Here is a 21845-nt window from a genome sequence, read left to right on the forward strand (position 1 = left end):
TATGTTTCGATTAACCAATAAGCTGGCCATATCCAACTTAATCAAAAACCGCAAACTCTATTATCCGTTTGCTTTGGCTGTCATTTTGGCAGTCACTATCAGCTATCTCTTTTACTCTCTGACCTTCAATCCCAAGATTGCGGAAATCCGTGGAGGATCCACCATTCAAGCTACTCTAGGATTTGGTATGTTTGTCGTCACCCTTGCGTCAGCCATTATCGTCCTTTATGCCAATAGTTTTGTTATGAAAAACCGCTCCAAGGAGTTGGGGATTTATGGTATGTTGGGCTTGGAGAAGCGTCATCTGATCAGTATGACCTTTAAAGAGTTGGTGATATTTGGAATTCTAACTGTTGGAGCAGGTATCGGTGTCGGAGCCTTGTTTGACAAGTTGATTTTCGCGTTCTTGCTTAAACTGATGAAATTAAAGGTTGAGATGGTCGCTACCTTCCAGATGAAAGTTGTCATTACAGTACTTGTTGTCTTTGGTTTGATTTTCCTAGGCCTCATGTTTCTGAATGCCCTTCGAATCGCCCGTATGAATGCCCTCCAGCTCTCGCGTGAGAAAGCAAGTGGAGAGAAAAAAGGTCGCTTCCTTCTTCTCCAAACCATTCTTGGTTCCGTTAGCTTAGGGATTGGCTATTATCTTGCCCTTACAGTAAAAGATCCTCTTACAGCCCTAACAACATTTTTCCTAGCTGTTTTGCTGGTTATCTTTGGTACTTATCTTTTGTTCAATGCAGGGGTTACAGTTTTCCTTCAAATCTTAAAGAAAAATAAGAAATACTATTACCAACCAAATAATCTCATCTCAGTGTCCAACTTGATCTTCCGTATGAAGAAAAATGCGGTTGGACTAGCAACTATCGCAATTTTGTCAACAATGGTTTTGGTAACCATGTCAGCAGCAACAAGCATTTTCAATGCCTCAGAAAGCTTTAAAAAAGTGATGAATCCGCATGACTTTGGGATTACTGGACAAAATGTTGAAAAAGAAGACTTGGACAAACTCTTAAGCCAGTTTGCAAGTGACAAAGGTTATAGTGTCAAAGAGAAAGAAGTTCTTCGTTACAGTAACTTTGGTGTTGCAAATCAAGAAGGAACCAAGTTAACCATTTTTGAAAAAGGACAAAACCGTGTCCAACCAAAAACAGTTTTCATGGTATTTGACCAAAAAGATTATGAAAATATGACTGGTCAAAAACTTTCTCTATCAGGCAATGAGGTCGGACTCTTTGCTAAGAATGATGGACTAAAAGGACAGAAAAACCTAACTTTAAATGACCATCAATTTTCTGTAAAAGAAGAATTTACTAGAGATTTCATTGTTAACCACGTCCCAAATCAGTTTAATATTTTTACTGCTGATTACAATTATCTTGTTGTTCCAGATTTACAAGCCTTTTTGGACCAATTCCCTGATTCGGCTATCTATAATCAGCTTTACGGTGGTATGAATGTAAATATCAGTGAAGAAGAACAAATCAAGGTCGCTGAAGAATATGAAAAATACTTACAAAAGTTTAATGCTCAATTAAACACTGAAGGTAGCTATGTGTATGGTAGCAATCTAGCAGATGCTAGTGCTCAAATGAGTGTCCTCTTTGGCGGTGTCTTCTTTATTGGTATTTTCCTATCCATTATCTTTATGGTCGGAACCGTTCTGGTCATCTACTACAAACAAATTTCTGAAGGATATGAAGACCGTGAGCGCTTTGTTATCCTGCAAAAAGTTGGCTTAGACCAAAAACAAATCAAGCAAACTATTAACAAGCAAGTTTTGACTGTCTTCTTCCTTCCGCTAATCTTCGCCTTTCTACATTTGGCCTTTGCTTATCACATGTTAAGTTTGATTCTCAAGGTTATCGGAGTTATTGATACAGCCATGATGTTAACCGTAACACTTTCTATATGTGGTATCTTTGCCCTCATCTACGTACTTATCTTTATGATTACTTCAAGAAGCTATCGTAGAATTGTTCAAATGTAAAAATAGAAACATCAAAAAAGAGAGTAGGACAGAAATCGTTAATTCGTTAGAATTCGATTTCGTCGTCCCACCTCCGCACAGTTGAGTAGGGCTGTAAAAGCTGATGAAATCAGCGTAGTAGAGCCCACTCAACCACTGCGTCTTGCTCGACAATCCAAAGACAATTGAGAGGCTAGGACTTTTGTCCCAGCCTCTTTTTTAGTAGCTGGGATTTTGTACCAGGTTTTATCTCTTATTTCTCAATACGTGATTTGTTGGCGATATCAGCTAGGACTGCTGCTATAAACTCATCATGTTTAAACATTAAAAAGGTATCTACTTTCAGAGGAGATATCGTTTTTCTTTTTCTTCGGATAAGGATACAAAAATTTCTTCCTTTCTCTATCTTTTAAATTAATTGATTTGCTCAGAGAAAGAATGTAAAATTTTTGATATAATATGTAGGATGGACTGATGGTTATTTAAAAGATAATGTTCAAAAGAATCATTGGTAAGAATTAAAAACATGTCAGTTTAGACAGAAGTCTCTCTACCATCATCCATGCAGAAACAAGATTATATGAAATAAAAGGAGTAACCAATGACTGGAAACTATTCAACACGTGAATTCCGCGAGAAACTATATGATGACCTTCATGTTCGATTAAGAGATACACTGATTTTGATGTGTTCGATTTTTATTGCCTCTATAGGTCTAAATATGAATTCAACAGCTGTCGTTATTGGAGCCATGCTGATTTCCCCTCTTATGACACCGATTGTTGGACTCGGATTTGGTTTAGCTATTTTTGATACGCGTTTAATCAAGCAATCTCTAGAGGTTTTATTTACTCAAGTATTGGTCAGCTTGCTTGTCTCGACTCTGTATTTCTGGATTTCTCCCTTATCTTATGCAAGTAGCGAACTGATTGCACGAACCTCTCCAACCATTTGGGATGTTCTCATTGCTATTGCTGGTGGGATAGCAGGTGTAATTGGGTCAAGGAAAAAAGAAGCAAACAATATCGTGCCAGGAGTAGCCATCGCAACAGCTTTGATGCCACCTATCTGTACTGCAGGCTATGGTTTAGCTAATGGAAATGTACGATTTTTATTTGGAGCTCTCTATCTTTTCTTGATCAATTGTGTCTTTATCATGCTAGCCAACATTGTTGGAACAAGAATTTTGATGAGGAAATCTCCCTTAAGTTCATTTAAAGAGCTAAATATTAAAATGAAAATTGGCTTGACATCCTTGATTGTATTATTGGTTCTTCCAGCTAGCTATTCGGCAGTTACTCTGACAATAGAACAAGCGCGCAAAGAAGGGATCAAACAGTTTGTAGGAAAAGAGTTCGCCAATTATACGGTTATTAATCAAGTCTACAAGTCAAGTAACAATGAATTGGTCTTGACGGTTGTTGGAGATCCGATTTCAGAAGAAGAATTAGAAACACTCCACCAAAAACAAGCCTCTTACGGTATTCAATCTGTTCAATTGAAAGTGAATCAAGTTCAGAACTCGCCAACATTAGATAGTGAAGCGACCAAGGAATTTTATGAAAACATTGACAAGTATATTGATCAAAAACTCTCTGAAAAAGATTCACAAAACGATCTCGTAAAAGAAAATGAAGCAGACAAGGATTGAGGACAATGAACTGAATCGGTTTTTACGCCGTGTTTTTCTTGTATCTTCCTCTTTCTTACTTATAGCAGGTTGTTTTTGCTTGAATAAGAAATAAATTAGAAGTTCTATCATCTAAGAAAAATGATGAACAAAAAATCATTTAACTAATGGTGTGAACGTTTAGTGTTTATCAGCTCCATTCTCTGTAATTTTGGGGGTAAAATCCACACCATTCGGATAAAATTAGTTGAATTTGATTGGAAAAAAGCTTTTATAAAAGCGGAGAAAAGTCTTGATATTACGCTGTTTTTAGTCCAACTGAAATTCATACTTTCCAAACCAGGCTTGAAAAAAGCTCGTAAAGCATCACAATTTAGTAAACGTTAAAACTTATTTAAACTTATTGAAAGCATTTCGTATCAAAAATACGGGATGATTTTTCTGTTCACCCCAAATTTTTGTAACTAGGTGATACTTGAAATTAATACAAATTTGGTTGTTTTTGATAAATCTAAGCAACACTACATGATGAAGTGAAAGGGGATGAATCTTTGATAGTATTCACTTATTGTGAAATATGATATATTTATTAATTAGATGGATGAATACTTCTAGAGTTAAATATAGTATAATAGGGACATACTTTTTGGTTTATTTTTGTTTGTAGTCGGATTATGAAAGAATATCCAATATTATGCGATAAGATAGAATGTTACAAAAAAGAAAGGGGATGCAATCCGATGAAGAAAGACAGATTAATTGTATTGACAGATGCTGTTCTAGCAATTATTATGACCATCTTGGTTTTAGAGTTAGAAAAACCAACAACACCAAGTCTTGAAGCTTTTTGGGATTTACGGCAAAATTTCTTTGCTTGTTTTCTTTCCTTTTTCTGGTTGGGATCGTTATGGATGGCACTAAACACATTATGGGAAAAGGTTGAGAAAATTTCCTCAGAAATTATTTGGTGGAATTTGTTTCTACTCTTGGAGCGGCAGGAGTTCTCTTTGGAGAATTTCATGCCATCCAAGATACCAGTCTGAATGATGTGGTGGACCGGATCTATATAAATGTCAAGGATTTACCGTTTCAGTCCTTGGGAGCTTTAGCTAATATCCTGTCTGATATTAAGAAGGGACTGATTCAAGACAGTCATATCTGGTCTTTCTTCCAGTCATTTTTCAAACAATATCAGTTGATAATCAGCTTAAATCAGATCTATCAGTTTGTCTATCTTTCTCTGATGGAGATCATGTCCTATCTTCACTTTGATTATTGGAAAAAAACGGCTCGGTCAGGAGCTAGTATGAATAAGGAGAACAAATGAAACGTTTAAAAATGTTATGGCATATTATGCAGGTTACGGGTTTTACTCGGTTTGCTCTGAGTTTTGTGACCTTTGTTTTTGGGTCAGGAGGCGTGCTTTTCCTAGTTGAACCTGCTATCACAAATTACGGAGACGGTCTTTGGTATGCTTTTGTGACTTCGACGACTGTCGGCTACGGGGATCTCCTAGCTGTGACCTTGATTGGAAGGATTACCAGTGTCTTCTTGACGATTTATGGGCTCATATTTTTTGGCTGTTTATCAGCTGTTATTTTTAATTATTATACCAATTTAAATAAGGAAAGAGGAGAGGACAAATGACTGCCAATTATTCAACACGGGAATACCGTGAGAAATTATACGATGACCTTCATGTTCGATTGAGAGATACAGTGATTTTGATGTGTGCGATTTTTATTGCCTCTATAGGTTTAAATATGAATTCAACAGCTGTCATTATTGGAGCCATGCTGATTTCCCCTCTTATGACATCGATTGTTGGACTCGGATTTGGTTTAGCTATTTTTGATACGCGTTTAATCAAGCAATCTTTAGAGGTTTTATTTACTCAAGTATTGGTCAGCTTGCTTGTTTCGACTCTGTATTTCTGGATTTCTCCCTTATCTTATGCAAGTAGCGAATTGATTGCACGAACCTCTCCAACCATTTGGGATGTTCTCATTGCTATTGCTGGTGGGATAGCAGGTGTAATTGGGTCAAGGAAAAAAGAAGCAAACAATATCGTGCCAGGAGTAGCCATTGCAACAGCTCTGATGCCACCTATCTGTACTGCAGGATATGGTTTAGCTAACGGAAATGTACGATTTTTATTTGGGGCTCTCTATCTTTTCTTGATCAACTGTGCCTTTATCATGCTAGCCAACATTATTGGAACAAGAATTTTGATGAGAAAATCTCCCTTAAGTTCATTTAAAGAGCTAAACATTAAAATGAAAATTGGCTTGATATCCTTGATTGTATTATTGGTCCTTCCAGCCAGCTATTCAGCAGTCACTCTGACGATGGATCAAGCACGAAAAGAAGGGATCAAACAGTTTGTAGGAAAAGAGTTCGCCAATCATACGGTTATTAATCAAGTCTATAAGTCAAGGGACAATGAATTAGTCTTGACGGTTGTTGGAGATCCGATTTCAGAAGAAGAATTAGAAAGGATCCACCAAAAACAAGCCTCTTACGGTATTCAATCTGTTCAATTAAAAGTCAATCAAGTCCATAATTCGATAAAATTAGATAGTGAGATGACCAAGGAATTTTATGAAAACATTAACAAGTATATCGATCAAAAACTCTCTGAAAAAGATTCACAAAAAGATCTCGTAAAAGAAAATGAAGCAGACAAGGATTGAGGATATTGAACTTATCTAACTCATGGAAGCAAATGTTGGGAGGATATCCTATATCCAACAGTTAGTGGATAGAAAGGATTGTTGATGAGGATACCATTTGTGGTGGTTTGACCAATCACGACTAGCTCAGGTTAAATAAAATATAAAAAAGCAACAACTATTTCAGTTGTTGCTTTTTCTTACTGAAAAATGTTTCTCAGACAGTGATCGTTTTATTTTTCCACACGTGATTTGTTGGCGATATCAGCTAGGATAGCTTGCACAAAGTCATCGACTGAGACAGTTTGTGTTTCTTTTTGGCCATAGCGACGAACGTTGACAGTTCCGTCTTCCATTTCCTTATCACCAACGATCAATTGGTAAGGAATCTTGCTGGTTTGAGAAGCACGGATCTTGAACTGCATTTTTTCGTTGCGTTCATCCACATCAGCACGGACACCACGGTCACGGAGTTTTTTAGCTACTTCCCATGCGTAGTCCACATGTTTTTCGTTAGAAACGGGGATGAGAGTTACTTGGTGTGGTGCAAGCCATGTTGGGAAGGCACCCTTGTAGTTTTCAATCAAGATAGCTGTGAAGCGTTCCATAGTTGAGATAACCCCACGGTGGATCATAACTGGACGGTGTTCTTCACCATCAGCTCCGATATATTTAAGGTCGAAACGTTCTGGAAGCAAGAAGTCCAGCTGGATAGTCGAAAGGGTTTCTTCTTTTCCGAGAGCAGTCTTAACTTGGATATCCAATTTTGGTCCGTAGAAGGCTGCCTCACCTTCAGCTTCAAAGTAGTCCACACCCATTTCATCAAGGGCAGCACGAAGCATGGTTTGAGCATTTTCCCACATTTCATCGTTATCAAAGTACTTGTGAGTATCTTGAGGGTCACGAAGAGAGAGGCGGAAGCGGTATTCAGTCAAGTTGAAGTCTTCATAAACATCGATAATCAACTGAAGGGCACGTTGGAATTCTTCTTGGATTTGTTCTGGAGTAACGAAGAGGTGACCGTCGTTGAGAGACATTTCACGCACACGTTGAAGACCAGTGAGAGCTCCAGATTTTTCGTAACGGTGCATCATCCCGATTTCAGCGATACGGATTGGCAATTCACGGTAAGAGTGAACATGGTGTTTGAAGACTTGGATGTGGTGTGGGCAGTTCATTGGACGAAGGACGAATTCTTCCCCGTCCCCCATGTCCATGGTTGGGAACATGTCTTCTTGGTAATGATCCCAGTGACCAGAAGTCTTGTAAAGCTCTACAGAAGCAAGTGGTGGAGTGTAAACGTGTTGGTAGCCAGAAGCCAACTCCTTGTCGACGATGTAGCGTTCCAATTCACGACGGATAGTCGCACCATTTGGCAACCAGAATGGAAGTCCTTGACCAACTTCTTGAGAAATCATGAAGAGGTCAAGCTCTTTACCAAGTTTACGGTGGTCACGTTCTTTGGCTTCTTCACGCATTTGAAGGTAGTTTTTCAAGTCTTTCTTGTCAAACCAAGCTGTACCGTAGATACGTTGCATCATCGCGTTGTCACTATTTCCGCGCCAGTAAGCACCTGCTACATGAAGAAGGTGGAAAATTTGGATACGGCCTGTTGATGGAACGTGAGGTCCACGGCAGAGGTCTACATATTCACCCTGACGGTAGATAGTCAACCCACCTTCGTCTTCTGAGTGTTCTTCGATCAATTCCAACTTATAAGGGTCGTTTTTGAAGATTTCACGTGCCTCGTCTTTAGTCACTTCTTCACGAATTGATGGGAAGTTTTCTTTGACGATTTTTTGCATTTCTTCTTCGATACGAGGAAGGTCTTCATTAGAGATTTGACCAGCTGTGTTGTCTGTATCATAGTAGAAACCATCTTCGATGGCTGGACCAACTCCCAAGTGAATGTCTGGGAAAAGACGACGAGCTGCTTGGGCGAACAAGTGAGCAGCTGAATGGCGCAAGATTGGAAGGGCATCTTCGTGATCTGGTGTCACAATTTCGATGCTTCCGTCCTCAGTGATAGCACGAGTCGTATCGATGAGTTTGCCGTTGAATTTACCAGCCAAGGCTTTTTTAGCTAGGGAATTGCTGATAGATTGGGCAATTTCAAAAGTAGTAACGCCAGATTCGAATTCACGAACAGCGCCATCTGGGAAAGTAATCTTAATCATGGTTTTCTCCTTAAATATTTATTCTTTTTTTGTTGGACAATTTTAAGAGCCGAGCAACTTCTTCCGCAGTCTGATTCTCTGATTGACTGCCATCTGTTATGAGGCTAGGATAGCCTAATCTCACCGCTTCCTTACGCACCATTTGAGCAAAAAGAATGTCTCGTTGCATCCAGTTTTCAAAAGCTTGCTCAGGGTTGGTTGTACCCTCTAAGACATAAGGAACCCATTCTCTCTGTATATAATGCTTTTTTTGAAAATCAGCTATCGGAGTCAAGCAAAGATAGGATGATGCTTGACATTCGAGCTCCTTTACCAAGTGAGGCAAAAGTCCAGCTCCCTCCACCAAGAGAGGTCTGTTCTGATTTTTTATCAAGTAAGATTTTACATAAGGAAAAATCTCTTCATAAAAGCGCCATTCTTCATCTGCCATCTCTTCTGGATTTCTCATCCAGATTTGTTCTGGATTTCTATCCTGCCTAAGAAGGCAAATTGGCTGTGAGTCTGCACTTGCTTGACTCATCATCTCTTCTACCAAATCATCCAGTTTGATATGAAGTAGTTGATACTGTCTAGCAAGAAGTGAGGCAATTGTTGACTTTCCACTACAAGGCGATCCGCCAATCATATAAAGCATCATTCTTCCTCCTTCTGACAAAATAAAAACGACATCCTAAAAGGACGTCGCAACGTGGTTCCACCTTCATTTATGCACAACAAAAACTGTTGACACCTCTGATTGGCTTTAACGTAGCCACCGTTTTATGTTTGCATAAAAGTCAGTAGAGTAGTATCAGTTTAGGCTTTCTATGCGTTTCCAGCAACCACGCACTCTCTAGTAGAAAGGGACTAAGTGACTTGTCTCTATGCATTATTATAGCATGATTGCGAGATTTTTCAAGGCTTTTGTATAATTTTTTTGTTTTTCTCTCTTTGGAGGAGATGCTTGATACCCATACCAGAAACCAAGCCAAGTAGGGCAAAGAGCTCATAGGCTAGGAAGTAAAGCAGGATGAACTCGCCAAAGGTGATGATGGTAAAGCAATAGAGCAGACCAATACCGAGTAGCCACCAAAGTGAGAAATGAAATCGACAGCTATAAAGTAGCGATACGATAAAGGTTACCAGAGGTGAAAAGAGGATGATGTTGTAAATGTACAGTCCCTTCAGTGTATATGGGTCAGAGATGAGTAGAGAGAGGAGTTCATAGAGGGGCCAGTAAAAGAAGAAAATGACAAGGCAGTATGGGATATACTTAAGATATTTTTTCATGGCAATAGTCCTCCAATCCTTGCTAAAAGAGTGATACTGAAGAGTATCTTGCTATAAATGAAGGTTCTCTTTACTCATATTATAGCAAGAAAGGAGTGATTTTCCAAGTTTTCTAGGAGAGCAGAAACGACTCTATTTTATGGCATTTCTGTTATAATACTAACAAAAGAAGTAAGAGAGTAAGGAGAAAGAATGACCAAAATAGCAGTTCTTTCAGATATACATGGAAATACGACAGCTTTGGAAGCTGTTCTGACTGATGCTAAAGCAGCAGAGGTAGACCAATACTGGCTTTTAGGGGATATTCTGATGCCAGGAACAGGACGTAGAAGGATTTTAGACCTCTTAGCTAGCTTGCCTATTACAGTAAGAGTTCTTGGTAATTGGGAAAATAGTCTCTGGCGAGGCCTGCATCGCAAGTTAGACCCTACAAAAGCGAGCCATCGTTATCTCCTGCGTCAAAGTCAGTACATCTTAGAGGAAGTCAGCCCTGAAGAAATCGAAGACCTCAATAATCAACCCATGCAAGTTCATCGTCAGTTTGGTGATTTGATGGTAGGAATAACTCACCATCTCCCTGATAAAAACTGGGGTAGAGAGTTGATTCATACGGGAAAGCAAGAAGATTTTGATAGATTGGTCACTAATCCACACGCCTCTATCGCAGTATATGGTCATATTCATCAACAGTTGCTTCGTTACGGAAGTGATGGACAGTTGATTCTTAATCCAGGTTCCATTGGACAACCTTTCTTTCTAGATGCGAAGTTGCGTAAGGACTTGCGGGCTCAGTATATGATTTTAGAGTTTGATGAAGCAGGTTTGTCTGATGTTGATTTTCGTCGAGTGGATTATGATGTAGAAGCCGAATTGCAGCTGGCTAAGGATTTAAAGCTTCCTTATTTTCAGGTTTACTATGAAAGCTTGGTAAATGGAATTCACCACACTCATAACCATGAATTGTTGGGGAAGATTAGCGAGCAAGAAGGTTATGATCAAGATGTTGAACTTTGGATGGAAAGAGAAAAGAAGGATTGGTTTTAAAAGGAGTTTTGACTAGAAATAGGATAGTCTGATGACAGCTGTTTCTTGGGAAGTCAAAAAGGAAACGAATTGACTACTTATAAAATTTATGCTAGAATGTGGAAAAATATATAATTTGAACATCATACTAATTGATGTTCAAAATAATAGGGAGATTATTTATGAAGCCAGAAGAATTACAGGTAATTGCGTCGGGATTAGGCCTACAGTTTGATGAGGAGTCTGGAAGCATTTATGGCGTGCAATCAGGCTACCTGCTATTGCTACATGAAGCAGATGTAAAAAATCAGTTTCGACTTAGTGTCAGTGTGAGCTTGAATGGCAATCCTGCGGATTCAGAAGAAAACGAGTTGGTGTGGGATGACTTTAAGAGCGAATCACTTCCAAACTTGTCAACCTTATCTATTAATCAGTACACTGTATCTATCGTTGTCAAAGGTGCGATGCGCAAATCAAAGACAATTGAAAAGTTACAGACACTTATAAGAGACTTTGTAGATTTCCTTGAATCCCATCACTTCGTTCAAGTATGTGGTTACAGTGGTCAAGAGGGGCCAGTTAGTCTTTATCAATTAGGAGAGTCGGTTTTCATTATCAATGAAGAAAGCTATCAATTTTTGAAGAGTAATCTTCAAATTGAAATGGATTCTTATCACAGTCAGAAGGAAAATGTTCTTCTTGGAACCATTGGAGCCTTACTTGGAGCCTTGATTGGTGGGGCGGTTGCTCTTTTCATCGCACGTCTTGGTTATGTAGCTGTCGCAGCGGGGCTTGTTCTTGGAATTTGTACCATTAAAGGATATGAAATGTTTGCAAGAAAGTTATCACGAAAAGGGATTCTGATTTCTGTTGTTTTGATGGTAGTTACAGTCTTTTTAGTAAATCAAATCGATTTGGCAATGGAAGTCGTAGCTCAACTAGGGGTTGAGTTTGCCTATGCTTTCCGAGTGGTCAATGAACTAATTGCCAGCGGAGAATATCCAGATAATTATTTCTTTAATCTAGGGATGTTAGCTGTTTTTACCTTGGTTGGTGCGGGGATTTCTATCAGTTCAGTCTGGTCAAGTCACAAAACAAAGGGAACTGCTCGTAAAATTGGATAAAGGATAAGCTTTTGTATTCTCTATGTCATTGGACTTATTAGGGAATACAAGGCTTTTTTAGAGGATACTTTTTTGTGGTAATAATTGACATTACAACACAAAAGGGTATAATGGGTATCAGATAGGATGTGAAAGGAGAAGAAGATGCAAATTTCAAGTCGATTTACGATTGCGACTCATATGTTAATCATTATTGCTATCAAGAGTCAAGAAAGTAAGGTAACTAGTGATTTTCTCGCAGCCAGTGTTGGAGTCAATCCAGTCATTATTCGCAAAACCTTGTCCCAACTCAAAAAAGCTGAACTGATATCAGTTGCGCGTGGGACGGGCGGTACTGAGATTATCAAAGACCTCCGAGATATCAGCCTTTTTGATATTTATCAAGCTGTTGAATGTTTAGGAAAATCTGGTAAACTCTTTAGTTTCCATGACAATCCCAACCCTAAGTGTCCAGTAGGAGCAAATATTCATGAAGTCTTGGATCAAAAATTGCTGGATATCCAACTAGCGATGGAAAACCAACTTCGTCAGACGAGTCTGGCTCAGGTTGTGGCTGAGACTCAGGATAAAATGATCAAGTAAGAGGGCTAGAGTCCTCTTTTTTCATTGCCGATTTTTTATGAAGTTGGGCAAGAAGAACTGTGTTCAAGTGTACTAGATGCTTTACAGTTAAGTAAAAAAATGTGAGCCTTGGTTTCAGGTTCACACTTCATTTTTTACTTATGGCAAAATATCCTTTAGTTGTTTTAAGATGGTTTGTAAGGTTAGGACCGCTTGCTTTCCTTGCTGCGGTTGGTAGAGTAGTAGGAAATAGTCGCGAATAGTTCCTTCAAATTGCTTAGGTAGGAGAGCGCAATTGGTCTTAGCATAGTCAAGCATTCGTTTTTCACCAGGATGGGTTTGCTCATTGAGTGCAAACAACAAGTCAAAGTAGGAAGCAAAAAATTCACTTGAGCGATGATTCATACTGAGAAGATCTTGGCGTTTGATAGCTTTTTCTATTTGGTGAGAGAAGGCAGGCATGGATTGTTCTAGTAAAAGGAGTTGCCTTTCAATGATATGCTTTTTGAGTTCCTGTGGGTAGGAAATCTGGTAGGCTTTTTGGAGAGAAGTATAGCGCCCATTCGAGTCGTATAGGATTTTACTGTGGAGTAGATTGTGCCACATACAGGTTGTATAAGAGTTTTGGGCTTGATGCTGAAAAACAGTTGAGTTTAGTTCTTGTTCAAACGACTCCAGTGAACGATAAATCAACTCGATTTCGATACCGTTATTTAGCACGCAGTCATCCTCTAATTCCCAAAACTGGTTTCCAATCTCCATATAGGAGCAGTACTTACTCAAAATTTTTAGGCGAGTTGCCTCATCAATAGGAGAGTTGAGATAGATGTAAACGTCATAGTCAGAATTTTGATCATAGTCTTGTCCTGCACGTGAACCACCTAGAGCGATGGCTTCTACTTGTTCCAATTGAGAAAATTCTTTGTAAAGTTCTTGGATCATTGTTTTTCTCCTTACATTATGGTTTTAAAGTCATTTTACCAAAAAGTAAAACGTTTGCATAGCATAGAGTTGCTCTTTTTCATTTATAGCAAAAAATGTGAACCCTTGTTTTGAGTTCACATTTCTTTTTTATTCTGCAGCTTGTTGCCAGCGTTTGGCTAGCATGCGGGACAGGCTTGAAATTGCTAGGTTAAAGCTGAAGTATACGAGGGCAATCAGGATATAAAGACTGAAGACCTGCTCAGGTTCGAAATAACGTCCCATGAGAATTTGGCTAGCGCCAAAGAGCTCTTGTAGGGCGATAACAGAGTAGAGAAGGCTGGTATCCTTAATCACGGTTACAAACTGAGAAATGATGGCTGGCAGCATTTTGCGGATTGCTTGTGGGAGAATGATGTAGTAGAGGATTTGGGCTGAAGTGAATCCTTGCGACATTCCTGCTTCATACTGCCCTTTGTCCACAGCATTGAGACCGCCTCGGATAATCTCAGCTAGGGCTGCTGAGGTAAAAAGGGTAAAGGCCGTAATACCTGCTGGTGTGGACTTCATCTTAAATACTAAAAAGATGGTGAAAATCCAGAGGAGGTTGGGAACGTTACGCACAAATTCGATATAAATGCTGGAGATGATTCGCAAGACCGGATTTTTCCCATTTCGCATAACCGCAAGTACTGTCCCGATCAGGGTCGAGAGGACAATGGCAATCAGAGAAATATAGAGGGTCAAGCCAAATCCTTTAAAGATAAAGACTAGGTTATCTGGGGTCAAAACTTCTAAAATAGATTCCATAGTAACCTCCTAAAGTGAATAGGCTTTTTTGTTGGCTTGCTCCATCTTGCGACCAAACTGGGCAACAGGGAAGCATAGGGCAAAGTAGAGAAGAGCAGCACCTAAAAAGGCTGGGATATAGTTTCCATTGAGAGCCGACCAAGACTTAGTCACAAACATCAAGTCCACTCCAGAGATGATAGCTACGGTAGAGGTGTTCTTGATGAGGTTAACAATTTGGTTGGTCAAAGGAGGGAGAATGATACGGAAGGCTTGAGGCAAGATAATCAAGCGCATGGCACTGATATAAGTAAATCCTTGCGACAGGGCGGCCTCCATCTGACCGCTAGGAATAGACTGAATCCCTGAACGAATAACCTCAGCGATATAGGCGCCGTGATAGAGTCCCACGCAGAGAACGGCTGTCCAATAAATCGGAATCATGATGGTGTGTTCACTGATAAGAGGCAAACCATAGAAGACGATGACAAACTGCACCAAGAGGGGAGTATTTTGGTAAAATTCGACAAAGATACGAGCCAAAACACGCAAGAATGGGCGTTTACTAGTTGACATGGCCCCAAAGAAGATGCCCAAAACCATGGCGAGGATAAAGGAACCAACCGCTAGGGCAAGGGTAAAGAGGAAACCATTGAAAAATTGTCCAAAATCCTGAAAATAGGCTGTCCAAGATGATAAATCTGTCATGGGATGTCCTCCTTAATCTGCGGTATGGCTAGATGGTTTGAGTTTGTAACGGTCATAGAGTTTCTGCAAACTACCATCCTTGCTCCATTTAGTGACCAAGCTATCAAGATAGTCGTTTAGCTCGGTATTTGATTTTTTGGTGACGATACCGTAGTCAGATGGCTTGAAACTATCATCTAGTAGTTCTGTCCGTTTGCTGATGTAGCCAGAGAGGATAGAGCGGTCCACGGAAAAGGCGTCAATACGGTGAGCGTGAAGGGAAGTAATCAATTCTGGGTAGGAACCAAGTTCGACGAATTTAAAGGTTAGACCTTTCTTTTTACCCAGTTCAGTAATCAAGCGCTGGGTGATGGAGCCTTGGGCAACTCCGATCGTTTTACCGTTTAGGTCCTCAATGCTTTTGATATTGGCGGATTTATTGACCAAAAAACCAGAAGCATCCGTGTAGTAGGGACTGGTGAAATTGTATAATTTTTTACGTTCATCTGTGATGGTGAAGGTTGCGATATCCATGTCGACCTGTTCATTGTCAAGAAGGGGTCCGCGAGTTTGTGCAGTAACAGGAACGTAGCGAATCTTGACCTTGAGTTCGTCTGCAATCATTTTGGCCAGATCCGTTTCGATACCAGAATAAGTCCCTGTCTTAGGATCCTTGTAGCCAAAATTGGGAACGTCTTGTTTGACACCGACAACTAGTTCGCCTCTTTTTTGAATGTCTGCCACACTAGTATCGGCTTGGACTGGTTTGGCAGCAGCAAGGCTGAAAAGGCTAATTAATAATGCGGATAAAAAGAATTTCTTTTTCATAGGCGCCTCCTTATTTGACTTTATCACTTTCGTGGTTGATAATTTTGCTGAGGAATTGCTGGGCACGAGGTTCGCTTGGATTGTCGAAAAAGTCATCGACATCTGTCGTATCCACCAAAACTTCTCCGTCGGCCATAAAGATGATACGGTCTGCAACCTTTCGGGCAAAGCCCATTTCGTGGGTAACGATGATCATGTTCATCCCGTCATGCGCCAGTTTTTGCATAACGGCTAGAACATCTCCGATAGTCTCAGGATCAAGAGCAGATGTTGGCTCATCAAAGAGGAGGAGTTCCGGATGCATGGCAAGACCACGAGCAATGGCAATCCGCTGTTTTTGTCCACCAGATAGCATAGCTGGATAGGAATCTTTCTTGTCCCACATGTTTACAAATTCCAGATATTTTTGGGCTGTTTTTTCAGCTTCTTTTTTATCAATTCCTAGAACTTTAATGGGCGCAAGTGTAACGTTTTCTAACACCGTTTTGTGTGGATAAAGGTTAAAATGTTGAAAAACCATGCCGACTTCCTTACGAAGAGGAACTAAATCTTTCTGGCTAGCACCTGCTACTTGGTGTCCATTGACTAGGAGACTTCCTTTGTCAACAGCCTCCAAACCATTAATCGTACGGATAAGAGTAGACTTACCAGATCCGGAAGGTCCAAGCAGGACAACGACTTGTCCTTTTTCAAAACGGAGATTGATGTCGCGGAGTGCGTGATAGTCTCCGTAATATTTTTCGACGTGTTTAAATTCTACTAAAGCCATGAGAGATCTCCTTTGTGTTAGATTTTATAACATGATTTTACAACAAAAGAATGTTCTTGTCAAATCATATCTGAAAAAAATTCACTAAAATGTTATAAAAAAGCAATCTGGATAGAGAAAATGCCTAAATCGTGTTATAATGAAACGATAGAATTCTTAGAAAGAGTGGATGTTTTTTTGATAACTCCTACTTATGAATGGCAGTTTGCCCCACAGGTTGAAGATGCGGATTTTACAAAGATAGCCAAGAAGGCTGGACTGGGTCCTGAGGTGGCTCGGTTATTATTTGAAAGAGGGATTCAGGATGAAGAAAGTCTAAAGAAGTTTTTAGAACCTTCTTTAGAGGACTTACATGACCCCTATCTGCTCCATGATATGGATAAGGCAGTGGAACGGATTCGTCAGGCTATTGAAGAAGGGGAGAATATCCTCGTTTACGGTGACTATGATGCGGATGGCATGACCTCAGCTTCGATTGTTAAGGAAAGTTTGGAACAACTTGGTGCCGAGTGTCGTGTTTACCTGCCCAATCGCTTTACAGATGGCTATGGTCCCAATGCCAGTGTCTACAAATACTTTATCGAGCAAGAGGGAATTTCCTTGATTGTGACAGTGGACAATGGGGTTGCTGGTCACGAAGCCATTGAACTGGCACAGTCTATGGGAGTGGATGTCATTGTGACTGACCATCATTCCATGCCGGAAACCTTGCCAGATGCTTATGCGATAGTTCACCCTGAGCATCCAGATGCGGACTATCCTTTCAAACAGTTGGCTGGTTGCGGAGTGGCTTTCAAGCTGGCTTGCGCCCTTTTAGAAGAAGTGCAAGTGGAGCTACTCGATTTGGTAGCTATCGGAACTATTGCGGATATGGTAAGTCTGACGGATGAAAACCGTATCATGGTTCAATATGGTCTGGAGATGTTGGGACATACTCAGCGCATCGGTCTGCAAGAAATGCTAGACATGGCTGGGATTGCTGCTAACGAAGTAACAGAAGAAACGGTTGGTTTTCAGCTTGCACCGCGTTTGAATGCTTTGGGGCGTTTGGATGATCCCAATCCTGCCATTGATTTCCTGACTGGATTTGATGATGAGGAAGCGCACGAGATTGCCCTTATGATTCACCAAAAAAACGAAGAGCGTAAGGAAATTGTACAATCTATCTATGAAGAAGCTAAGACTATGGTGGATCCTGAGAAGAAGGTCCAGGTCTTGGCCAAGGAAGGCTGGAATCCTGGCGTTTTGGGTATCGTGGCTGGGCGCTTGCTGGAAGAATTGGGGCAAACAGTTATCGTTCTTAATATAGAAGACGGTCGTGCCAAGGGTAGTGCTCGTAGTGTGGAAGCGGTTGATATTTTTGAAGCTTTGGATCCCCATCGGGATCTCTTCATTGCCTTTGGAGGTCATGCTGGAGCGGCGGGTATGACGCTAGAAGTAGAGAAACTTTCAGATTTATCTCAGGTCTTGGAAGACTATGTTCGTGAAAAAGGCGCAGATGCCAATGGTAAGAATAAGTTAAATCTAGATGAAGAGCTAGACTTGGAGACACTTAGCTTGGAAACGGTCAAAAGTTTTGAACGCTTGGCACCTTTTGGGATGGATAATCAGAAACCTGTTTTTTATATCAGGGATTTCAATATCGAGAGTGCTCGCAGTATGGGAGCAGGCAATGCCCACCTTAAACTAAAAATTTCCAAGGGTGAGGCGAGTTTTGAAGTGGTGGCCTTTGGACAAGGTAGATGGGCGACAGAGTTTGCTCAGACAAAAAACTTAGAATTGGCAGTCACCCTGTCTGTTAACCAATGGAATGGCCAAACCGCCCTCCAGTTGATGATGGTAGATGCGCGAGTGGAAGGTGTTCAACTCTTTAACATTCGTGGGAAGAATGCAGTCTTGCCAGAAGGGATCCCAGTTTTATATTTCTCTGGAGAGTTGCCAGATCTAGCGACCAGTGAAGCGGTTGTTGTGAAAAATATTCCGGAAGATATTACCTTGCTGAAGACCGTTTTTCAAGAACAAAATTTCTCTGCGGTCTATTTCAAGAACGACATTGACAAGGCCTATTATCTAACAGGTTATGGGACCAGAGAACAGTTTGCCAAATTGTACAAGACCATTTACCAGTTTCCAGAGTTTGATATTCGCTATAAGCTGAAGGATCTGGCGGCTTATCTCAATATCCAACAAATCTTGCTGGTCAAGATGATTCAAGTATTTGAGGAACTGGGCTTTGTGACGATCAAAGATGGTGTCATGACAGTCAATAAAGAAGCGCCGAAAAGGGAGATTGCTGAAAGTCAGATTTACCAAAATCTCAAACAAACTGTCAAAAATCAAGAAATCATGGCACTGGGGACCGTGCAAGAAATATATGACTTTTTGATGGAAAAATAGATGGAAAGAGGCTGAGGTAACCTATCTCGGCTTTTTCTTTGTCTTTTCTAGAACAGATGTAGTAAAAGTATAACTATTTGTAATATGACTAAAATATAACTCTAAACGAACTGACATGTAAATCAGTTATGATTTCCTTATCAACAAAAAATAGGGAGAACATAGTTATGAAAAAAACAGTTACGAAACTGACTCTTGGTTTGACTTCTACCGCTATTTTAGCGACAGTTGGTGCTCAAACGGTTCATGCCAACTCTTACGTTGTCCAAGACGGAGATTCATTTTTTGCCATTGCTACTGCCAATGGTATGGATCCTTATGACTTGGCGGCTTTGAATGGGAAAACCATCTTTGATACCATCCACTCAGGAGATGTTCTCCAAGTGAGTGGTTCAGCTCAGGCTAGCTCTACCTACAGCGCTCCAGCCGTGACTGCCAATGAAGTGTCAGACACAGAAGATGTTGTCGAAAAGACTCCAACAAACTATGGAAACTCTTATCCTGTTGGTCAGTGTACATGGGGCGTGAAAGAATTAGCGCCTTGGGCTAGTAACTGGTGGGGAAATGCCAACACGTGGGCAATCTATGCTAGTGCTCAAGGCTATAAGACAGGCAGTGTTCCAGTAGTAGGAGCGATTGCCGTTTGGGACGGTGGTGAATATGGCCACGTTGCTTATGTAACAGATGTTCAAAGTGAAAACTCTATCCAGGTATTGGAAGCAAACTATAGACGTCAAAAGCAGATTGCGAATTACCGTGGCTTCTTTAATCCTCATGAATTTTTAGGTAACGTTACTTATATCTATCCAAACTAAAGATGATAAAAAGATTTAGAATTTCTAAGTCTTTTTTCTTTCTGTGAAACTTTCTTTTGGTGAGCTCGGGTCTAGTGGTTATTTGCTGAATAGTTTCTAGGATTTATAACGGACAGGAATTCCGTACTTTTGGATGTAGAAAAGTGATGAATTAGTATAAAGATTTTTAGAAACGAGAAGTAAAAGGCAAGGATTCTTCTTGTTATGAACTAAAATTATGAACTAAAATTAAAATTTTAGAATGCGAGAAATCTATCTGAAACCAAGTTATTTAGGAATTTGGGATGTCTGAAAGTTCAATCGTTTAATTTTCTATAGTCAGTCTTGAAAAGAGAGAATAGGGCAAAAGGGGTTGATTTTTAGTAGTGAACGGTCTCAGGTCAAAATCCGATCTTCATTTTGAAAATAATCAAAAAAATGGTATAATGGTAGGAAAAGATTCGGCTGAGAGTTTGAGAACTTTTAGAATAAGAGGGTGAACCTACCCTATAATCAAGATAAACTAAGGTTTCGGAGGAAAAATGAGTAATATCAGTTTAACAACACTAGGTGGTGTGCGTGAAAACGGGAAAAATATGTACATTGCTGAGATTGGCAATTCAATTTTTGTTTTGGATGCGGGGCTTAAATACCCTGAAAATGAACAGCTTGGGGTCGACGTCGTTATTCCAAATATGGAATACCTTTTTGAAAATAGTGATCGTATCGCTGGAGTCTTCTTGACCCACGGACATGCGGATGCGATTGGAGCTCTGCCTTATCTTTTGGCAGAAGCGAAGGTGCCTGTGTTTGGCTCTGAGTTAACCATCGAGTTGGCAAAACTCTTTGTCAAAGGGAATGATGCTGTGAAGAAATTCAATGACTTTCATGTGATTGATGAGGATACGGAGATTGACTTTGGAGGAACTGAGGTTTCCTTCTTCCGTACAACTCACTCCATTCCAGAAAGTTTGGGAGTCGTCTTGAAAACTCCAAAAGGGAGCATTGTTTACACAGGGGACTTCAAGTTTGACCAGACTGCTAGTGAATCCTATGCGACTGATTTTGGTCGCTTGGCCGAGATTGGTCGTGAGGGTGTCTTGGCTCTTCTCAGTGACTCTGCGAATGCGGACAGCAATATCCAAGTGGCGAGCGAGAGTGAAGTTGGAGAGGAGATTACCCATACCATTGCAGACTGGGAGGGGCGAATCATCGTTGCGGCTGTTGCCAGCAACCTCTCTCGTATCCAGCAGGTCTTTGATGCTGCTGCGGATACCGGTCGTCGAGTTGTTTTGACTGGATTTGATGTTGAAAATATCGTCCGCACAGCGATTCGTCTCAAAAAATTGTCTCTAGCCAACGAAAGTCTCTTGATCAAACCCAAAGAAATGTCTCGTTTTGAAGACCATGAGTTGATTATCCTTGAGACTGGTCGTATGGGTGAGCCTATTAATGGACTTCGTAAGATGTCTATCGGACGCCACCGTTATGTGGAAATCAAAGATGGGGACTTGGTCTATATCGTAACCACTCCATCTATCGCAAAAGAAGCTGTCATGGCGCGTGTGGAAAATATGATCTACCAAGCTGGTGGTGTAGTGAAACTCATCACCCAAAGCTTGCGAGTATCTGGACATGGGAATGCGCGTGATCTTCAGTTGATGATCAATCTCTTGCAACCCAAGTATCTCTTCCCTATCCAAGGGGAATACCGTGAGTTGGATGCGCATGCCAAGGCTGCCATGGCAGTGGGGATGTTGCCAGAGCGTATTTTTATCCCTAAAAAGGGAACAACCATGTCCTACGAACACGGGGACTTTGTTCCTGCTGGTGGAGTTTCTGCAGGTGATGTCTTGATTGATGGAAATGCTATCGGAGATGTCGGAAATGTTGTCCTTCGTGATCGTAAAGTCTTGTCAGAGGACGGGATTTTCATCGTTGCCATTACCGTAAATAGACGTGAGAAAAAAATCATCGCCAAAGCGCGAGTTCACACGCGTGGATTTGTTTATCTCAAGAAGAGTCGTGATATTCTCCGTGAAAGTTCAGAATTGATCAACCAAATCGTGGAAGACTATCTCCAAGGTGAAGATTTCGACTGGGCTGATCTCAAAGGGAAGGTCCGTGATGGCTTGGCCAAGTATCTATTTGACCAAACTAAACGTCGTCCAGCAATCTTGCCAGTCGTGATGGAAGCCAAATAATAAGCAGCATACCTACAGAAAAAGTCGAGTT

The 21845-nt window shown here is 40.5% G+C and carries 20 protein-coding genes; 12 read left to right on the forward strand and 8 right to left on the reverse strand.

Annotated features, from left to right (window positions below):
* Position 1 precedes the first annotated feature (1 nt).
* The 6 genes from ACVC7S_RS00750 to ACVC7S_RS00775 all read left to right on the forward strand — a co-directional run bounded on the left by ACVC7S_RS00750 (position 2) and on the right by ACVC7S_RS00775 (position 6292).
* Positions 2–1990 (forward strand): ABC transporter permease, encoded by a 1989-nt coding sequence (locus ACVC7S_RS00750; RefSeq protein ID WP_447265832.1) that lies wholly within the window; start codon positions 2–4, stop codon positions 1988–1990.
* A 580-nt stretch (positions 1991–2570) separates the two neighbouring features.
* Complete coding sequence (locus tag ACVC7S_RS00755) at positions 2571–3620, forward strand: DUF389 domain-containing protein (RefSeq protein ID WP_447265833.1); 1050 nt, start codon at positions 2571–2573, stop codon at positions 3618–3620.
* Between the two features lie 719 nt (positions 3621–4339).
* A complete protein-coding gene (locus ACVC7S_RS00760) occupies positions 4340–4642 on the forward strand; it encodes a TMEM175 family protein (RefSeq protein WP_006151097.1) in 303 nt (100 codons plus the stop codon).
* A complete protein-coding gene (locus tag ACVC7S_RS00765; protein WP_000397555.1) occupies positions 4567–4926 on the forward strand; it encodes a hypothetical protein in 360 nt (119 codons plus the stop codon). The genes ACVC7S_RS00760 and ACVC7S_RS00765 overlap by 76 nt, the downstream gene beginning before the upstream one ends.
* On the forward strand, positions 4923–5246 hold the full coding sequence (locus tag ACVC7S_RS00770) for a potassium channel family protein (protein ID WP_000825751.1): 324 nt from the start codon (positions 4923–4925) through the stop codon (positions 5244–5246). Before ACVC7S_RS00765 ends, ACVC7S_RS00770 begins: the two co-directional genes overlap by 4 nt.
* Positions 5243–6292: a DUF389 domain-containing protein gene (locus ACVC7S_RS00775; protein ID WP_447265834.1), complete on the forward strand. Its 1050-nt coding sequence runs from the start codon at positions 5243–5245 to the stop codon at positions 6290–6292. The genes ACVC7S_RS00770 and ACVC7S_RS00775 overlap by 4 nt, the downstream gene beginning before the upstream one ends.
* 212 nt (positions 6293–6504) lie before the next feature.
* On the opposite strand, the gene thrS is transcribed toward ACVC7S_RS00775, so the two are convergent.
* The 3 genes from thrS to ACVC7S_RS00790 form a co-directional block, all read right to left on the reverse strand.
* Positions 6505–8448: a threonine--tRNA ligase gene (gene thrS / locus ACVC7S_RS00780; RefSeq protein WP_084877786.1), complete on the reverse strand. Its 1944-nt coding sequence runs from the start codon at positions 8446–8448 to the stop codon at positions 6505–6507.
* 10 nt (positions 8449–8458) lie between these two features.
* The gene (locus tag ACVC7S_RS00785; protein WP_447265835.1) at positions 8459–9085 is read right to left on the reverse strand and encodes an AAA family ATPase; all 627 of its coding nucleotides are present in this window, start codon (positions 9083–9085) and stop codon (positions 8459–8461) included.
* 257 nt (positions 9086–9342) lie between these two features.
* Entirely contained in the window at positions 9343–9717 is a 375-nt protein-coding gene (locus tag ACVC7S_RS00790; RefSeq protein WP_447265836.1) for a hypothetical protein, read from the reverse strand.
* A gap of 192 nt (positions 9718–9909) precedes the next feature.
* On the opposite strand from ACVC7S_RS00790, the gene ACVC7S_RS00795 reads away from it, so the two are divergent.
* The 3 genes from ACVC7S_RS00795 to ACVC7S_RS00805 all read left to right on the forward strand — a co-directional run bounded on the left by ACVC7S_RS00795 (position 9910) and on the right by ACVC7S_RS00805 (position 12446).
* Entirely contained in the window at positions 9910–10761 is an 852-nt protein-coding gene (locus ACVC7S_RS00795) for a metallophosphoesterase family protein (RefSeq protein WP_447265837.1), read from the forward strand.
* A 161-nt stretch (positions 10762–10922) separates the two neighbouring features.
* Positions 10923–11864 (forward strand): hypothetical protein, encoded by a 942-nt coding sequence (locus ACVC7S_RS00800; RefSeq protein ID WP_447265838.1) that lies wholly within the window; start codon positions 10923–10925, stop codon positions 11862–11864.
* A 144-nt stretch (positions 11865–12008) separates the two neighbouring features.
* Positions 12009–12446, forward strand: coding sequence for an Rrf2 family transcriptional regulator (locus ACVC7S_RS00805; protein WP_096408032.1), 438 nt, complete (start codon positions 12009–12011; stop codon positions 12444–12446).
* A 138-nt stretch (positions 12447–12584) separates the two neighbouring features.
* On the opposite strand, the gene ACVC7S_RS00810 is transcribed toward ACVC7S_RS00805, so the two are convergent.
* The 5 genes from ACVC7S_RS00810 to ACVC7S_RS00830 all read right to left on the reverse strand — a co-directional run bounded on the left by ACVC7S_RS00810 (position 12585) and on the right by ACVC7S_RS00830 (position 16419).
* Entirely contained in the window at positions 12585–13367 is a 783-nt protein-coding gene (locus ACVC7S_RS00810) for a nucleotidyltransferase domain-containing protein (RefSeq protein ID WP_096408030.1), read from the reverse strand.
* A 129-nt stretch (positions 13368–13496) separates the two neighbouring features.
* The gene (locus ACVC7S_RS00815; protein WP_096408026.1) at positions 13497–14156 is read right to left on the reverse strand and encodes an amino acid ABC transporter permease; all 660 of its coding nucleotides are present in this window, start codon (positions 14154–14156) and stop codon (positions 13497–13499) included.
* A 9-nt stretch (positions 14157–14165) separates the two neighbouring features.
* Positions 14166–14843, reverse strand: coding sequence for an amino acid ABC transporter permease (locus tag ACVC7S_RS00820; RefSeq protein WP_000131156.1), 678 nt, complete (start codon positions 14841–14843; stop codon positions 14166–14168).
* A gap of 12 nt (positions 14844–14855) precedes the next feature.
* Entirely contained in the window at positions 14856–15650 is a 795-nt protein-coding gene (locus ACVC7S_RS00825) for a transporter substrate-binding domain-containing protein (protein WP_080702771.1), read from the reverse strand.
* A 10-nt stretch (positions 15651–15660) separates the two neighbouring features.
* Positions 15661–16419, reverse strand: coding sequence for an amino acid ABC transporter ATP-binding protein (locus ACVC7S_RS00830; RefSeq protein ID WP_447265839.1), 759 nt, complete (start codon positions 16417–16419; stop codon positions 15661–15663).
* Positions 16420–16596: 177 nt separating this feature from the next.
* Here ACVC7S_RS00830 and recJ point away from each other — a divergent pair, with 177 nt between their 5' ends.
* The 3 genes from recJ to ACVC7S_RS00845 all read left to right on the forward strand — a co-directional run bounded on the left by recJ (position 16597) and on the right by ACVC7S_RS00845 (position 21814).
* Positions 16597–18816 carry a single-stranded-DNA-specific exonuclease RecJ gene (gene recJ, locus ACVC7S_RS00835; RefSeq protein ID WP_447266040.1) on the forward strand — a complete coding sequence of 740 codons (2220 nt, stop codon included), beginning with the start codon at positions 16597–16599 and terminating at the stop codon, positions 18814–18816.
* Positions 18817–18983: 167 nt separating this feature from the next.
* Positions 18984–19631 (forward strand): COG3942 and LysM peptidoglycan-binding domain-containing protein, encoded by a 648-nt coding sequence (locus ACVC7S_RS00840; protein ID WP_447265840.1) that lies wholly within the window; start codon positions 18984–18986, stop codon positions 19629–19631.
* 521 nt (positions 19632–20152) lie between these two features.
* Positions 20153–21814 (forward strand): ribonuclease J, encoded by a 1662-nt coding sequence (locus tag ACVC7S_RS00845; protein WP_447265841.1) that lies wholly within the window; start codon positions 20153–20155, stop codon positions 21812–21814.
* The last annotated feature ends 31 nt before the right edge of the window (positions 21815–21845 follow it).

The sequence above is a fragment of the Streptococcus sp. Z556 genome (assembly GCF_053010225.1).

Excerpts from the sequence above, each read along its gene's own strand:
- ACVC7S_RS00810 (WP_096408030.1), bottom strand. The coding sequence starts at position 13,367 with ATGATCCAAGAACTTTACAAAGAATTTTCTCAATTGGAACAAGTAGAA.
- ACVC7S_RS00800 (WP_447265838.1), top strand. The coding sequence starts at position 10,923 with ATGAAGCCAGAAGAATTACAGGTAATTGCGTCGGGATTAGGCCTACAG.
- ACVC7S_RS00840 (WP_447265840.1), top strand. The coding sequence starts at position 18,984 with ATGAAAAAAACAGTTACGAAACTGACTCTTGGTTTGACTTCTACCGCT.
- ACVC7S_RS00820 (WP_000131156.1), bottom strand. The coding sequence starts at position 14,843 with ATGACAGATTTATCATCTTGGACAGCCTATTTTCAGGATTTTGGACAA.
- ACVC7S_RS00845 (WP_447265841.1), top strand. The coding sequence starts at position 20,153 with ATGAGTAATATCAGTTTAACAACACTAGGTGGTGTGCGTGAAAACGGG.
- ACVC7S_RS00805 (WP_096408032.1), top strand. The coding sequence starts at position 12,009 with ATGCAAATTTCAAGTCGATTTACGATTGCGACTCATATGTTAATCATT.
- ACVC7S_RS00775 (WP_447265834.1), top strand. The coding sequence starts at position 5,243 with ATGACTGCCAATTATTCAACACGGGAATACCGTGAGAAATTATACGAT.
- ACVC7S_RS00755 (WP_447265833.1), top strand. The coding sequence starts at position 2,571 with ATGACTGGAAACTATTCAACACGTGAATTCCGCGAGAAACTATATGAT.
- ACVC7S_RS00790 (WP_447265836.1), bottom strand. The coding sequence starts at position 9,717 with ATGAAAAAATATCTTAAGTATATCCCATACTGCCTTGTCATTTTCTTC.
- ACVC7S_RS00830 (WP_447265839.1), bottom strand. The coding sequence starts at position 16,419 with ATGGCTTTAGTAGAATTTAAACACGTCGAAAAATATTACGGAGACTAT.
- ACVC7S_RS00795 (WP_447265837.1), top strand. The coding sequence starts at position 9,910 with ATGACCAAAATAGCAGTTCTTTCAGATATACATGGAAATACGACAGCT.
- ACVC7S_RS00770 (WP_000825751.1), top strand. The coding sequence starts at position 4,923 with ATGAAACGTTTAAAAATGTTATGGCATATTATGCAGGTTACGGGTTTT.
- ACVC7S_RS00760 (WP_006151097.1), top strand. The coding sequence starts at position 4,340 with ATGAAGAAAGACAGATTAATTGTATTGACAGATGCTGTTCTAGCAATT.
- ACVC7S_RS00815 (WP_096408026.1), bottom strand. The coding sequence starts at position 14,156 with ATGGAATCTATTTTAGAAGTTTTGACCCCAGATAACCTAGTCTTTATC.
- ACVC7S_RS00785 (WP_447265835.1), bottom strand. The coding sequence starts at position 9,085 with ATGATGCTTTATATGATTGGCGGATCGCCTTGTAGTGGAAAGTCAACA.
- ACVC7S_RS00825 (WP_080702771.1), bottom strand. The coding sequence starts at position 15,650 with ATGAAAAAGAAATTCTTTTTATCCGCATTATTAATTAGCCTTTTCAGC.
- ACVC7S_RS00750 (WP_447265832.1), top strand. The coding sequence starts at position 2 with ATGTTTCGATTAACCAATAAGCTGGCCATATCCAACTTAATCAAAAAC.
- thrS (WP_084877786.1), bottom strand. The coding sequence starts at position 8,448 with ATGATTAAGATTACTTTCCCAGATGGCGCTGTTCGTGAATTCGAATCT.